We start from the raw sequence: 14,925 nt of genomic DNA on the forward strand, positions 1-14,925 counted from the left end.
ACAATTATTTATCTAAGGAACTAACTAATTGAATAATTTTAGAATTGAAAACATTTGAAGAAAATTCTGATGATTTATTCAAAGCATTTAAACTTAATTTTTTCCATAAAACAGGATCCGATTTAATATCATTAATTTTAAGTATTAATGAATCTAGATCATTAGAATCAATAAGATAGCCATTAAGACCATCATCAACAAGTTCTGTGATGCCACCCACAGTCGGAACAATAACTGGAACACCTAAAAACATTGCCTCGAGTATTGTAAGACCAAATGTTTCAATACACTCATCTTTGCGAGTTAAATTAACAACTAAGTCAGCTCTTTTGTAGAAAGGTAAAACATTATCTTGTTTTGAAAAAATTTTAATGTTTTTAGGAAGTTCTATATTAATGAAATACTTATTAACATCATCAATAGATTCACTTAATACCAGAGTGAAAAGGGCATCAGGAATTTTTTTTGAAAGGCTAATATATTCTTGAATACCTTTGTACGGTCTTAAAGAAGTAAGCATTAAAATATTAAATAGTTCAGCTTTAACCTTTTCTAGACTCACAGACTCCTTCTCAAATATTTGATCGACCTTATTGTGTATTACATTTATTTTAGAATTAATATTTTTATGATTTATTTCTAAAAATTTTGATACTAAAATAATCCTACTTGAAAATTTGTTTACTATATAAAATAAGAAATTATTTAAAATTTTAGGCTTGATTTCAAATTCATGAACATGAGTAATAACTTTAATACCCTTAAGTCTTGCAAATAAAATAGCTGAAAAAGGTAAAATAGTGTTTACATAAAATATCACATTTTTAGAATCCCTAATTGAAAAAATTAATTTTAAAAAAATATAAATTTGACTAAATATAAAATTGAAAAGAGTTATTAATTTAAGATTAGATCTAAAATAAAAATTTTTATGATAATTAACATTCTCTAACCCAGTAAGAAATCCTATAGAATTGTTTGTATATAGTTCAATAGAATACCCTTCATTAGAAAGACAGTCTATAACACTTCTTAATACCTTTGGACTCCCTGTAAAATTATTAAGTAAGTGAAACGCTATTATTTTCTTTGACATTAGAGTTAGTAGATAAATAAATAAAAAAAGACAACATCAAATAAAATGATGTTGAGAAAAATTCATGCGTAAATTGTTGTGCAATAAAAAATATATAACCGCACACAAAGGCATAAAATAGTCCGTTTTTTTTATAAACCTTATAAATAAGAAATGTAATCAAACAAATATAGATTAGAAACCCTAGTCCTCCATAGGTGAATATTAAAACTGATAGACCATTCTCAATATATCCCGTTTTGTAATAAGTGTGTATCGCTATACTTTGATCTACTATATTATTTCCATGTCCTAGAGTATATTGAAAAATATTTGCTCTTTCAAAAAAAGCTTCTCTAAACGCTTCTAATAATCTACCTCTTGATGAAAGTGTTGAGGTATTTAGAATAAGCTTATTAAAAAAATCAAAAAAAGTAATGTAAATAGCAAATAAACAGGATAGTAGAAAATAGAAAAAACGTTTCTCCTTAAAAAAATATATTATAAATAATACAACTAAATAATTCCTATTAAACGTGAAAACTATTGCTAATGAAATTAATAAATAAATTGTTTTTCCAAACCGATATTTTATTCCATTATCAAGCTTGTAATAATAAATCAAGAGGCATAAGACACATAGAGTAGTGAATGTTTGAACCGTAGAAGTAAATCCTTTGGGTGCATGAAGAAAAGGAACACCTTTATCATATAATGGGTGTACAAAGTTATTCATCTCAGATAAATAGCTTGAAAATACTAAAAAAATACCTAAAATAATATGAAGTAAAGTTCCCCAGAATATATAATTTAAATATAATGGATATTTAATAATGTTTATAGAAAATAAAACACCTATTACTGGAAAAAAAATTATAAAACTTGAGTTTGACAAATTAAATATAAAAGCGATCAAGAGATATAATAAAACCAGAAGAAATAAAATAAAATAATGAAAATTATAGCTATTATAAAATAAAATTAAAAAGACTAATCCAGCCATAATTAATTTATCTATCGGCAAAGGAAAAAGAGTATTTACACTAAGTAAAAAATACAAAGTACAAAAGAGCAGCTTTGTTACCAATGAAATAGTATGATTTAACAAATTAATTTTACTTATAATCATCCAAAAATGATTTGAATCTTAACAGTTGACCCTTTCTGGAATAGACACCAATTTTACTCATTGAATGTCTTCTTATTGATTCGATCTCTCCACTTTCATAAAGTCCTCTTATCTGCATTATTTTATTTAAACAAGAATCTGAATCTTGAGAAAAAAAGCCTAATCCAACATCATTAAGGATATAATGCATTATATCATTGTCACTAGGACATAAAAGAACTGGCTTTCTTAACCCAATGTATTCATATAGTTTGCTTGATGGAATTCCTTTAAGGTTTTGATAAGATATCCCAAGTAAAACATGTGCCTTTTGCAGATAATTTAACGCTTGATCTCTTGGCATTCTTTCTGTTATTTCTATGTATGGTTTGAGTTTTGGATTAATTATTTTGTTTAATCTATTAACCTCCTTTATGTCAAAGCCAGATCCTAAGAAGATCAGCCTAAATGGAAAGCCACTATCAATCGATTTTTCTAAAGTCTTAAGAATGATAGATATGTCTTGAGAGGGATATAATGTGCCACTGTAAACGACAGTGAAATCATCAAAAAGTTTTTGATCTGGTAATTTAAGAATAGACTCCTCGAAACCATTTGCGATAGTTAGTGTGGGCTTCTTCAAAAAATCACCAAGGCGCTTACTATATACATCAGAAACTGAAATAATAAGACTAGTAGTAGACACCCAGCTTTTTTCATAAAGTTTTTCTACCCTATGAATTATTTTTCTGAGCAATCCATCGGATTTGACTTTTTGTAACTCATTAGTCGTCCAATCATCACGATAATCCGCTATCCAATTCAACCCAAACTTTTTCTTAATACTGTAACCTATCTTAAACAAATAAAATGGCTCTCCAGAAATTATCATAAAATCATATTGATCTCTTTTAATGAGACCTTTAATGAAAGGTTCGAAATTTTTAAAAGATGTAAATCTTAGAGAAAAATAAACTAAAATAATATCTAGAAGCCTTACGAGGTAAAATAAAGGCCTAAATCTTGACTCCCCCCATTTCAAATAGGCACTATCTAAAATCCCTGGTCTAAAGGGCAAATAATACACATCAAAATCATCATGGTTTTCAAACCTAATCTCTCTACCTAAAGGAAGTTTTGTATCTGCATGAGTCTTTATATCCTCTTTCCATTCTCTAGTAACAATAGTTGGCCTATAGCCAAAATTAGCAAGATTCCTCCCCCAATATGTTATTCTTTGAGAAGGAGTTAAAGTACACGGTGTGAAATAGTATGAAACTAGAAGTATTTTTTTCAACTTAATTTAGCACAAGCCTTTAGTCTAAAACAGTTAATCTTTCAATGATTCTATTTAACACCTTTTCATTTGCTATATTAGAGTAATCCGAAGCTACTAAATGAGAATTTTCTTTCATTTTCTCAATATCTGAAATAGAAAGAGCATTTAAGCATTGAGCCATCTCTCTTTCATCGAAAGTATCCGTTACGATTCCTATTTTTTCTTTTTCAACGATCCGCTTCATCTCAGGCGTTGGACCAATAGCAATCGCTAATCTAGCTTGAATAAACTCAAAAAATTTGTTCGGCAAAGCATTCGCATAATTGAAATTCACTGGTTCTAAAATAAATAGACCAATATCAAACTGGTTAATAAATCCTGAAATAGCCTGAGTAGAAACAGGCTCTATAAATTGAATAGGCTTCCCTAAAGCCAATTTTCTTAATTCGCCCAAATAATTCTCGTCAGTATTCATCAACATTAGCTTAAGCTCAAAACGATCGTCAAGATAATCCATCAGTCGAATCATCTTTTCAATTTTCCTGCTTCTATTTGAAATACCATGATGGATCAATTGAATCTTATTTGTGACAGGACTCGGAACCAAATTCGATTCAAAATCTGGAGCATTTAAAACTATATCTCCTAATACCCCAACTTCATTTTGATAATCTCTAGCTATACCTTCACATACAGTGATGAATGCATCTGCTTTAGGAATGTATTCTTTACATAAATACGTTACGAAATTTTTATGAAAATACTGCCATTTAAAATCATCTGTAAATTCCTTTGCATATTGTTCATGTGCATCGAAAATTACTTTAGTCTTAGTATGGTGACTTTTTAAGGCTATAGCTATTGGCCAAGACTCTACGTCATTAGCCAAAATAAAAGTGAAAGCTGTAGGATAACTACTCAGGATACCATAACTGCTCTGCCATAACAACTCCTTCTCTCTTAACCGAATATTTCTAATCAGCAGAAGAATCAGTTTTAAGGCTCTAGAAAAAATCGACTTTTGCTTTTTGATTGGATAAAATTCCAGTTCACCATCATAACTCAAACCACTTAATACTACCGAATATCCATTCTTGTGAAAAAACGAAATTTGTCTGATCACGCGAGGATCAGTGTGCATGATAGACTGAGATAAGATAAGAACCTTTCTTCTCAACCCTTATAAAGTTTAGAAACCATCAAATGATTCCAGCTACCATCACCTTTGTTATTGGTCACAGTAGATTCAATAGGCATATTTTCAGCACCTTTCATTAAAATTCCTTCTTTACTCAATACTTCACGAGCACTTCTAATACTATCTTGAGTTTTAGAATTATCCATCCAGGACTTCTGTGGTGGTTCAAAACCTATTTTATCTTTTCTCCACGCAATTTCACTAGGTAACAAATCAGCAAAACTAGCACGCATGATATACTTGGTCCATCCTTCTTTTATTTTAAAATCAGATGGCAAACTAAATACAAATTCAACGAGCTCGTGGGATAGAAATGGCAAACGAACTTCTCTACTATGAGCCATAGAGTTTCTATCTGCATACCTTAATAAGGTAGGAAGTCCTACTTGAAAAGTTGAAAAATAAAGATGACTGTTTAAGCTTCCTAAATTGAAGTTGTAATCATTATATGTGTCAGACTTATATGAAGCATAAAAATCCTCAGACATCATTGAGGTGTTTTTCATCCTCATATTAATCAACCTTCTCCCTACTTTATTTGCTAATCTAGGGAAAGCTGAAGCTATTGTTTGCTTGATCCCTGGTTTGGATATTTTGGCATTGATAGTGTTTTCACTATGAAGCTGTTGATAAGCCAAAAATTCATGCTCAAATTTACTATCTGATTTTTTTCTTAACTCATTAAAAAATGTAGTAAAATAAGGATGGTAACCCGCTAGAATCTCATCCGCACCTTGACCATCTAGCAATACTGTTACTCCTTTTTGTTTGGCTAACTCATATACCTGATATTGTACAAGAATACTTGCTGAACCAAATGGTTCTTCTTGATGGAAAGAAATTTTATCAAGAACACTCTCCAAATCGTCTATCTCACTATATACCTCATGAGAATTTATGCGGGTTTTCTCTCGTACTTTTTGTATGAAGTACCCTTCATCTTTATGGAAATTCTTAAACCTTGCAGAGAATGTGTTCTGAATAGACTCTTTGTGATCTTTAAGTAAATGATCCATTGCACATACCACTAAAGAACTATCTATTCCTCCCGAAAGACTCGAGCCAACCAATACATCTGATCTCATTCTTCTTTTAACAGACTCTATGAAAAGATTTCTGAATTGCTCTTTGGCATCCTCCAATTTAAGATTAGTGTTCTGAAATCGCCAATCAATATCCCAATATCTTATAATTGAAAATTGACCGTTCTTCCATTTCAAATAATGAGCTGGAGGAAGTTTTCTTACAGATGAAAAAAAAGTTTGGCCTAGATCTGCATGGTTGTCCAATATGTCAAAATGCAAGTAGTTAAATACCATTTTGGGATCAGGGGTTTTATTAATCCCCGCAGCCCAGAACTCCTTCATCTCAGAAGCAAAATAAAACGCATTATCAAACTCTGTATAAAAGAAGGGTTTCTCCCCAAAACGATCTCTAGCACAAAAGACTTCTTGTTCAACATTGTCATAAATGGCAAATGCAAACATCCCGTCTAAATCCTGAAGACACTTTTCTTTTTTAAGATCATATAAGGCTAGCAAAACTTCAGAATCAGAATGGCTTCTAAAAGAATAACCCTTCTTTATTAAATCTGACTTAATTTCTAGATAGTTGTAGATTTCGCCATTGAAGGTTAAAGTGTAACGATCCAAATAATGCATGGGCTGCTTCCCTGACTCAGACAAATCTAAAATAGAAAGTCTTCTGTGACCAAAACCTATCTTACCATCTTCACTAACCCAGTGACCATATCCATCCGGACCTCTGTGAATGATGGCTTCAGTCATTCTAGCTAAATTTTCCTTAGAAACTTTATTTGGATTTATAGATAATATTCCTGCTATTCCGCACATAGAAATCATTTAAATAATTTATCAATTTCATTTAAAAACAATGACTGGTATTTATCATCACCTAAAAGTTTTGAAGCTAAATCAGCAGACTTTTTGTATTCATTTATTGCATTATGATTTATTGATCGAAGCTTATCTTCCATAGATTCCACATTAAAATCATTTGAAACAACGCCCAAATTATACTTTCTTACTAAACTCGCCATTTCAGGTGATGGACCGACAGCAATAGCTAACCTTGCTTGAATAAACTCAAAAAACTTATTCGGTAAAGCATGTAGATAATTAAAGTTAATTGGAGGCAGTAAAAATAACCCTATATCGTATTGACTAATAAAGGGGATTATCTCGTTAAACTTAACAGCAGGAATCAAACGAACATTCTTAGTCGCATTTGCTAATTTCATAAGCTTTTGAAAATAACCTTCATTTTCATAAACTAACATCATGTCTAACTCAAACCCGTCACCAAGTTTCTCAGTTAGTTCTATCATAAGCTCTAAATTTCTCTCAGGAATCGCTACTCCATGATGAATCATTCTAATTACTCCAGACATTTTAAAGTTGGGCTTAATCCTATCATTGAAAGGACTTACGTTTGGATAAACTAAAGATTTTACTCCAAATTGGTTAAAGCATTCTTTAGCGATTCCATTACATACATTTATCAATAGATCAACTTTACTAAGATATTTGCTATAAATATGTGTATAGATGACACCCCATGTTCTCTTCCATTTTTTATCTCCATCAAACTCATTCGGATGATACTCATGGGCATTAAAAACAATCTTAAATCTACGATCTTTTATAAAAAAATAAGGTAAAAAAGCCGCTGGATGAACAATGACAAGATCAGGTTGCGTGTCATTTAAGAGTTTACGAATTTTTATTTGAGTAGTAAGATACTTTCCTCTAAAAACCCTCCCAAGGGTAAATACTCTATATATTTTGCCTAATGTATATTCAAGCTGTGAAAGTTTAATTTGATCAGAATTAATATACCTTACTGATTCATCCGTAGGAGGGGTACTTCCAGTAACTATGATTTCATAGTCTCTTTTAAGGGCATTTATCTCTCTAACAACTCTTGGTGCATTATGCACAGGGTTAATTGTAAAAATAAGTATTTTCATGATTTGATGCTACCCCTCTTTTAATTTAACATTTTGCAATAATCTCTTTATCTCGTTTCTATTCATCCAAGCTATTATTGAAAAAGTAAAGCTTACTAATATGATCTTCCATAGAATCATCATCCAAAAACTAGTTTCAGGCAGAATAAAAGAAAGTGTAGAAACAGAGATAAATAATAAAATAATGATCCAATTCTTCAAGAAATTGTAAGGGATAAAATAGAGTTGTTGTGATTTCCAAAACATGTAAATAGGAATAATTAATTGAGCTATACAAATTGAAATAGCCGCACCTTCTTTACCAAAGACTGGAATAAATAAAAAATTTAACAATATTAGGACTACCGAAGAAATAATACTAATCAAACCAAGTGGAGCTGTTTTCTTTGCAATTGCTGCTCCAAGTGACGCAATACTTGAAATGCCTATTAAGAGATAGTTAAAAGTAAGTATGCTAGCTACAATAGCTGCATCATAGTAGTCAGGCGTTGTCAATACGACTAAAGCCTCATACGAAAAAACTGAAATAAGTGTACAAATAGCACCAATCACTAATACATATAAGAGCAAAGAGGCCGCATATACATCCTTACTGTTAGCTTGATTTAAAATAGAAAATGCAAAGGGAGACCAAGCTTGTTGAAATGCAGTGGTTGCTAAACCCGTAACAGCAGCTACACTAATGCCAATTTGGTATAAACCGACATCACTTTTCTCTAAATACTCATTAATAAAAAATACACCTGATAAATTTACTACCCAATAACCTATGCTAGCTGGAACAAAAGGTATTGCATATAATATCATCGGTTTAAACAACCTGTATTCAAACAAATTAGGCCACCCAAGCCAATCTCTTAAAAAATAAAAGACCAAAGGAAGTATCATAACTGCTCCTAATAATTGAGCATAATATACTCCTGCGACCCCCATTTTTAAAACAACAACGAATAGAACGTTAAGCAGAATCAATGATATACTTTGAAAAAGTGAAAGAAACACTGCCAATTTAGCTTTCCTTTCAAATCTCAGAACATTGATAGCAACGGATGGCCATACTAAAAGAGGAAAAGTTACAGCAAGCAACTTTACCAAGTATGTACCATTACTATACTCTTCAAGTAACAAACTAGCCCAAAACTCTGAACTAAAAAAAATGAAAATTGAAACTAAGAGCGAAAAGCCCAAATAAAACCACGTCCAAGTATTAATGATTTTTTTTCTCTCTGATGTTACTGTAGTGTCATAAAACCATCTAGCTGTTGAATTATCTAATGCAAAAACTAGAATAATTGAAATCAAAACATAGGAGTTTGATAGGATACCTATTACCCCATAATCGTCCGGTGAATAAACTCTAGTATAAATAGGCGTTAAAAATAGACCTATAAATCTTGTTAAAATTCCTGATATGCCATATATAAAACTATCAGAAATAAGGTTTTTTATACTATTCCCTATAGACATTAATATGTAAGCAACCCTTTATAATAAGTATTGACCGCATCTTCATTCAATTTTTCGAAAATAATGCTTCTATTAGCTTCTTTTTCAAATTCAAGAAGATGGGCTTCAAGACTTTGCTTTGATAACTCACTTACATCAAATACAGTAACACCCCAAGATTTCAATTGCTTAAAAATTGAGTTATTACCATTTAAAAAAACTTTTACACCTAAATAAACAAGTGCCATTATATTCCCAAAAGCTTGTTGAATTTCAGTATTAAATATGGCAAAGCCAACCTCTTGTAATTTGTTATAATAATCGTGCTTTGGAATAAATTCAGTCAATGGTTCAAATTGATCGCCAAAATATTGATAACCGGACTCTAATATTATTTTAATGTAATCAGGACTTCCATATGAGAGAGGTGAAAAAATTACATTTGAAACATTTAATTTTTTCAATTGCTTAAAAGTATCCAAGTGATTGTTTTCCATTGAACCTGCATGTCCAACCATCAACTTATTGCCTAAGCTAAAATGATTACTTTCTAATATGTCTTTGTCTACTAATTGATTTATAGCAAGAAAAGCAAACGGTATGTGATTATAATTGAAATTAAAAGTTTTTCTTGCTGCTAAAACATCTCCATCAAAGAAGCTAGCAATATATTTAATTCGTCTAAATGACTTCTTATAAACAAAAAACCCTCTCTTTTTTATTACTTTTTTAAGGAACTCCTTAAAGTAGTAGATAAAAGTTTGTTTTTTTATTGAGATGAGCTTTAGTGTTTCTTCTTGATATAAAGGCTCAGAGTAAAAAGGAGAATTGTACAAATCACCACTCCATAATACCCAAAAAACATTTTTTGGTGAGATTTTATTTTTTTCTAAGAAAAATGCGACAAGTTCATTATGATAATGAATTATAACTCTCTTAAAAGACTGCGCTTCGCTTTTAGTTAACCCAAGTAAATAATCTTGCTTTAAAACATTGGGGGTTGAATCATATTTTACCTCAGTTGAAAAATATACATACTCACTTATACCTGGCGCAACTTTTTCGCTTCTTTCTTTTATCCATACAGAATAAGGAGAGTCTGGTAAAAGGATTAGGTTTTCTTTCACAGTGTATGCCTTATAATATTGGTTATCCGGATTGCATCAGACTCTTTCAATTCATAATACATAGGTAGTCTTAGCAAACAATCTGAATAAATATCTGTGTTAATAAGCCTGCGTTCTCCATGCTTTCCTGAAAAATATTTACTACTATGCAAACTAATGTAGTGAAAAACAGCTAGTATTCCCTCATCTTTCAATGCTTTGATAATCTGTGATCTTTGATTTAAAGTATCACAAACTAAATAAAACATATGCGCATTATTGGTTGCAAAGTCAGGAACTTTTGGCAATCGAATTTTCAAATTTGAGGCATATTCCTTAAGACTTTGATCATATGTATTCCACAAGGCCAGCCTTTTCTGTTGTATTTTACTTATGTTTTCTAATTGTGCATAAAGGAAAGCTGAAGTGATCTCAGAAGGCAAAAATGATGAGCCAATATCAACCCATCCATATTTATCAACCTCTCCTCTAAAAAATGCAGCTCGGTCAGTCCCCTTCTCCCAAATTATCTCAGCTCTTTTAATAAATCGTTCATCATTTATCGCAAGCATACCTCCTTCTCCAGAAATAATATTTTTTGTTTCATGGAAAGAAAAACATGATAAGTGTCCTATAGTACCCAAGGCTCTCTTAACGCCATCTTTTCCAGTATAAAAGCTATCGATAGCCTGAGCAGCATCCTCTACAACAAACAAATTATATCTATCAGCAAGCTCCATTATGATATCCATATCACAAGCTACACCTGCATAATGAACGGGAACAATTGCCTTAGTTTTTTTGGTAATTAAAGACTCAATAGTGCTTTCATCAATTCCTGGGTGATCAGGCCTACTGTCTGCAAAAATAATCTTTGCTCCTCTTAAAGCGAAAGCATTTGCAGTTGACACAAAAGTATAGGAAGGTATAATGACTTCGTCTCCTGGCTCAATCCCCACGAGCAATGCGGCCATTTCTAACGCATCAGTACAAGAAGTTGTTAATAAGGTCTTTTTGAAACCATATTTAGATTCAAAAAAATCTTGACACTTTTTGGTGTACTTACCATTCCCAGAAATTTTGCCAAAATGAATAGCATCATTGATATAATCTATTTCATTTCCTGTAAGAAAGGGTTTATTGAAAGGAATTGTCATATAAATCTTGTTCTAAATCTTTTCAATGGAAGAATATTCATACCATCCTTATCATATGCCGATACAATTTTAATTAGACCGCTTCCGCATACTACGACTGGACAATCATTCTCCATCATTAAGACCTTGCCAGGCACTCTATTTTCTATTACCAAATCTTTTAGGACTTCCACCTCTTCAATTTTTATAGTTTGACCGTCTATACTAGATTTAGCACCATTGTAAGGATACCCTACTGCATCAACGAATCTTTTAATACTGTTAGAATCTAAATTCCAATTAATCTTGTAATCCAAATCATCAAGCCACAAACTATAGGTAGCTTTATCGTGATCTTGACTATAAAAATTTAGTTTCTTCCCTATTATTTTATCAACAATATCAATAATCAATTCTGCATAAAGAAAGGATATCTTTTCAATTGCTAGATTAATCTTAATGGGATAATCAATACATATTGATATTTGGTTAATAATTGGCCCTTCGTCAAATTTTTCAGAAGCTAAAAGTGCTGAGACACCAATTTCAGTCTCTCCATTTTTCAAACAATTTACCAGAGGTGCAAATCCACGGTATTTTGGAAGTAAACTGTCATGAAATACAATAACTTGAGAGTCAGATTTAATCAACCATCTCCATGATACCGCGATAATATATTCACTTTGGTGGTCTGGAACATTTTCCCTAAAAAAAAATTTAATCCCAGAGCTTTTACAAAGCTCTAATATTTCATTGGAGTAATCATTAACAACGTTTTTATCAATACCTATACAAACGTATTCAATATATTTACTGTATCCTTTTTGAACAATTTGATTTAAACTAGTAAGCCCTTTAAAGGTCATTAGATATAATACAACCATATTCTTTTTTTGAAAACATTAAAGTATTATATTAATTTTTTAATTTTCAAATGGATGTTTAACTAACTCTCCTTTGGCCAAAGGGTGATACTCTCCTTGAAGCCCTATGACTTCCATGTGTCTGATATCATGTACGATTTGGATAGAATTCATGGCTTCATCTAATCCAAAACCTTTACCGTCTAAGACATGCTGATAGCTATGTGTATGTAGTTCAGTGAAGCCATCACTAAACTCTATCTCGTCACCTTCCATCGTAAGAGAACGAAAAGTTCTGCCTCCTTTGGCCTTTACATGATCAGGCAAAGTATCCGCATTGATACTCAAAAACCACCTAACCCTAGCACGCTCTAGTTCAAAATATCCCGCTGCACGATCATGGGTATGTATGTGCACTACATTTTTCTTTACTGCACCAAATACCCAGGTCAGCATGTCATAAAAATGTACGCCTATATTTGTAGCGATACCTCCGGACTTGGATACATCTCCTTTCCAAGAAGTATAGTACCAATGTCCCCTAGACGTGATGTAGGCTAAATCTATATCATAAATCTTATCTTTCGGCCCATTTTGGATTTTCTCCTTCAAGGCAATGATCGATGGATGAAGGCGCAGCTGAAGGATATTATATACCTTCTTACCATACTCCTTCTCTACTGTTTTAAGGGCTTCTATATTCCATGGATTTAGGACTAAAGGTTTCTCACAAATCACATCAGCACCTACTCTTAAGCCAAATCTAATGTGAGAGTCATGCAGATAGTTGGGCGAGCAAATGCTTACATAGTCAATTTTTTTTGACGGAATACGCTTCAATTTGTCTACATGTCTGTCAAAACGCTCAAACTCTGTAAAGAAATCTGCTTCAGGGAAATGACTATCCATCACACCCACACTATCAAACTTATCATAGGCCGCAGTCAAGATATTTCCTGTATCCTTGATCGCCTTCATGTGCCTTGGTGCGATATAGCCTGCAGCACCTATAAGTGCGAAATTTTTCATAAACTAATTTTTCTTACTTGGTTATTTTCTTTGATATACTGTTCTCCACTTTCCTCACAGGTAGCCTTACCTGATTCATCAAAAACAAGCTTTGATCCATACTCACTCATCCAGCCTATTTGCTTAGCAGGATTTCCTACCATTAAAGCATAAGCGGGAACAGTTTTAGTAATCACCGCACCAGCACCAATGAAGGCATATGCTCCAATATCATGTCCACAGACGATCGTAGCATTGGCTCCAATGCTAGCCCCTCTACCCACATGCGTTTTCGCATATTCTGCTTTTCTATTGACAGCACTCCTAGGGTTGATCACATTAGTAAAAACCATCGATGGCCCTAAAAAAACATCATCTTCACATGTAACTCCAGTGTAAATAGAGACATTGTTCTGCACCTTGACATTATTTCCCAAAACAACTTCTGGTGAGACCACTACATTTTGACCGATATTACATTGTTTACCGATGCTACAATTAGGCATGATATGTGAAAAATGCCAAATCTTAGTGCCTTCTCCTATTTCGCAGCCATCATCTATAACAGCTGTTTCGTGCGCAAAATATGTCGGATTCATTGGAAGTAGTTTAAAATGGTTTCAATGATATAAGCTTGCTCTTCAGCTTTCATCTCTGTATGTATGGGGAGCGATATTACCTGCTGACACAAGCGCTCTGCTATTGGAAAATCACCCGCTTGGTAGCCATAAGCCAGATAAGCTTCTTGTTGGTGCAATGGAATTGGATAGTAGACCATACTCGGAATTCCTTTTTCTGCTAAGTACACCTTAAAAGCATCTCTATCGACATTTTCTAACCTTAAGGTATATTGATGAAAGACATGTGTAGAAGATCGACTCCTTACAGGTATTAGTAAATTGGAATGATCTTTGAAAGCAGCATCATATTTATCTGCGACTTCATTTCTAGAGGCACTGTAGCGAGATAAGTGCTTCAATTTTACATTCAAAATTGCTGCTTGAAGAGTATCCAGCCTTGAGTTAACCCCTATACTGGCATGATGATATTTGATACGTTGTCCATGATTGGCTATCATCTGAAGCTTTCCTGCCAATTGATCATCATTGGTGAAAATAGCTCCACCATCTCCATAGCATCCTAAGTTCTTTGAGGGGAAAAAAGAAGTCGTTCCTATATCTCCCATAGTTCCGGCTTGTGCCTTTTTGCCATCACTAAAAGTATATACAGCCCCAATAGCCTGAGCAGTGTCCTCGATCACTTTTAAATCATGCTTTTTTGCTGTTTTTAAAATAGCCTCCATATTACTGCATTGACCATATAGATGAACAGGCACAATGGCAACAGTCTTTGGGGAAATCAAGCTCTCAATTTGATCTACCTTCAGCTCAAAAGTGGTTTCCTCCACATCTATAAACTTAGGGATCAAACCTAGTAAAGCAATGACCTCAACGGTAGCTACATAAGTAAATGCTGGTACGATAACCTCATCCCCAGGCTTGAAGTCCAGAGCCATCATCGCGATTTGCAATGCATCTGTACCATTAGCACAAGGAATGACATGTTTAGCCCCTGTATACTGCGCCAATGATAGGGCGAAATTCTTCACTTCAGGCCCATTGATAAAAGAAGTATCATCTATCACACTTTGGATAGCAGCATTTACCTCTTCTTTGATCTCTTCGTACTGTGACTTGAGATCTACCATTTGAATGTT

Annotated in this window: 13 protein-coding genes; all 13 read right to left on the reverse strand. The window is 32.8% G+C overall.

Annotated elements, in window-relative coordinates; translation table 11 throughout:
* Positions 1 to 4 precede the first annotated feature (4 nt).
* Complete coding sequence (locus I5349_RS05080) at positions 5 to 1,096, reverse strand: glycosyltransferase family 4 protein (RefSeq protein ID WP_226389661.1); 1,092 nt, start codon at positions 1,094 to 1,096, stop codon at positions 5 to 7.
* The gene (locus I5349_RS05085) at positions 1,062 to 2,078 is read right to left on the reverse strand and encodes a hypothetical protein (protein WP_226389662.1); all 1,017 of its coding nucleotides are present in this window, start codon (positions 2,076 to 2,078) and stop codon (positions 1,062 to 1,064) included. Before I5349_RS05085 ends, I5349_RS05080 begins: the two co-directional genes overlap by 35 nt.
* 112 nt (positions 2,079 to 2,190) lie before the next feature.
* Positions 2,191 to 3,480 carry a glycosyltransferase family protein gene (locus I5349_RS05090; RefSeq protein ID WP_226389663.1) on the reverse strand — a complete coding sequence of 430 codons (1,290 nt, stop codon included), beginning with the start codon at positions 3,478 to 3,480 and terminating at the stop codon, positions 2,191 to 2,193.
* Between the two features lie 19 nt (positions 3,481 to 3,499).
* Complete coding sequence (locus I5349_RS05095; protein ID WP_226389664.1) at positions 3,500 to 4,639, reverse strand: glycosyltransferase family protein; 1,140 nt, start codon at positions 4,637 to 4,639, stop codon at positions 3,500 to 3,502.
* Positions 4,636 to 6,513: an asparagine synthase (glutamine-hydrolyzing) gene (gene asnB, locus I5349_RS05100; protein WP_226389665.1), complete on the reverse strand. Its 1,878-nt coding sequence runs from the start codon at positions 6,511 to 6,513 to the stop codon at positions 4,636 to 4,638. The genes I5349_RS05095 and asnB overlap by 4 nt, the downstream gene beginning before the upstream one ends.
* Before the next feature lie 5 nt (positions 6,514 to 6,518).
* On the reverse strand, positions 6,519 to 7,649 hold the full coding sequence (locus I5349_RS05105; protein ID WP_226389666.1) for a glycosyltransferase family protein: 1,131 nt from the start codon (positions 7,647 to 7,649) through the stop codon (positions 6,519 to 6,521).
* Between the two features lie 9 nt (positions 7,650 to 7,658).
* A complete protein-coding gene (locus tag I5349_RS05110; RefSeq protein WP_226389667.1) occupies positions 7,659 to 9,116 on the reverse strand; it encodes a lipopolysaccharide biosynthesis protein in 1,458 nt (485 codons plus the stop codon).
* Positions 9,116 to 10,222: a TDP-N-acetylfucosamine:lipid II N-acetylfucosaminyltransferase family protein gene (locus tag I5349_RS14270; RefSeq protein WP_226389668.1), complete on the reverse strand. Its 1,107-nt coding sequence runs from the start codon at positions 10,220 to 10,222 to the stop codon at positions 9,116 to 9,118. The genes I5349_RS05110 and I5349_RS14270 overlap by 1 nt, the downstream gene beginning before the upstream one ends.
* Positions 10,219 to 11,358 (reverse strand): dTDP-4-amino-4,6-dideoxygalactose transaminase, encoded by a 1,140-nt coding sequence (gene rffA / locus I5349_RS05120; RefSeq protein ID WP_226389669.1) that lies wholly within the window; start codon positions 11,356 to 11,358, stop codon positions 10,219 to 10,221. Before rffA ends, I5349_RS14270 begins: the two co-directional genes overlap by 4 nt.
* Positions 11,355 to 12,221 carry a methionyl-tRNA formyltransferase gene (locus tag I5349_RS05125; RefSeq protein WP_226389670.1) on the reverse strand — a complete coding sequence of 289 codons (867 nt, stop codon included), beginning with the start codon at positions 12,219 to 12,221 and terminating at the stop codon, positions 11,355 to 11,357. Before I5349_RS05125 ends, rffA begins: the two co-directional genes overlap by 4 nt.
* A gap of 39 nt (positions 12,222 to 12,260) precedes the next feature.
* A complete protein-coding gene (locus I5349_RS05130; RefSeq protein WP_226389671.1) occupies positions 12,261 to 13,229 on the reverse strand; it encodes a Gfo/Idh/MocA family protein in 969 nt (322 codons plus the stop codon).
* The gene (locus tag I5349_RS05135) at positions 13,226 to 13,807 is read right to left on the reverse strand and encodes an acyltransferase (RefSeq protein WP_226389672.1); all 582 of its coding nucleotides are present in this window, start codon (positions 13,805 to 13,807) and stop codon (positions 13,226 to 13,228) included. Before I5349_RS05135 ends, I5349_RS05130 begins: the two co-directional genes overlap by 4 nt.
* Positions 13,804 to 14,916, reverse strand: coding sequence for a DegT/DnrJ/EryC1/StrS family aminotransferase (locus I5349_RS05140; RefSeq protein ID WP_226390145.1), 1,113 nt, complete (start codon positions 14,914 to 14,916; stop codon positions 13,804 to 13,806). Before I5349_RS05140 ends, I5349_RS05135 begins: the two co-directional genes overlap by 4 nt.
* Positions 14,917 to 14,925 lie beyond the last annotated feature (9 nt).

The sequence above is a fragment of the Penaeicola halotolerans genome (assembly GCF_016464625.1).
GTDB lineage: Bacteria > Bacteroidota > Bacteroidia > Cytophagales > Cyclobacteriaceae > Penaeicola > Penaeicola halotolerans.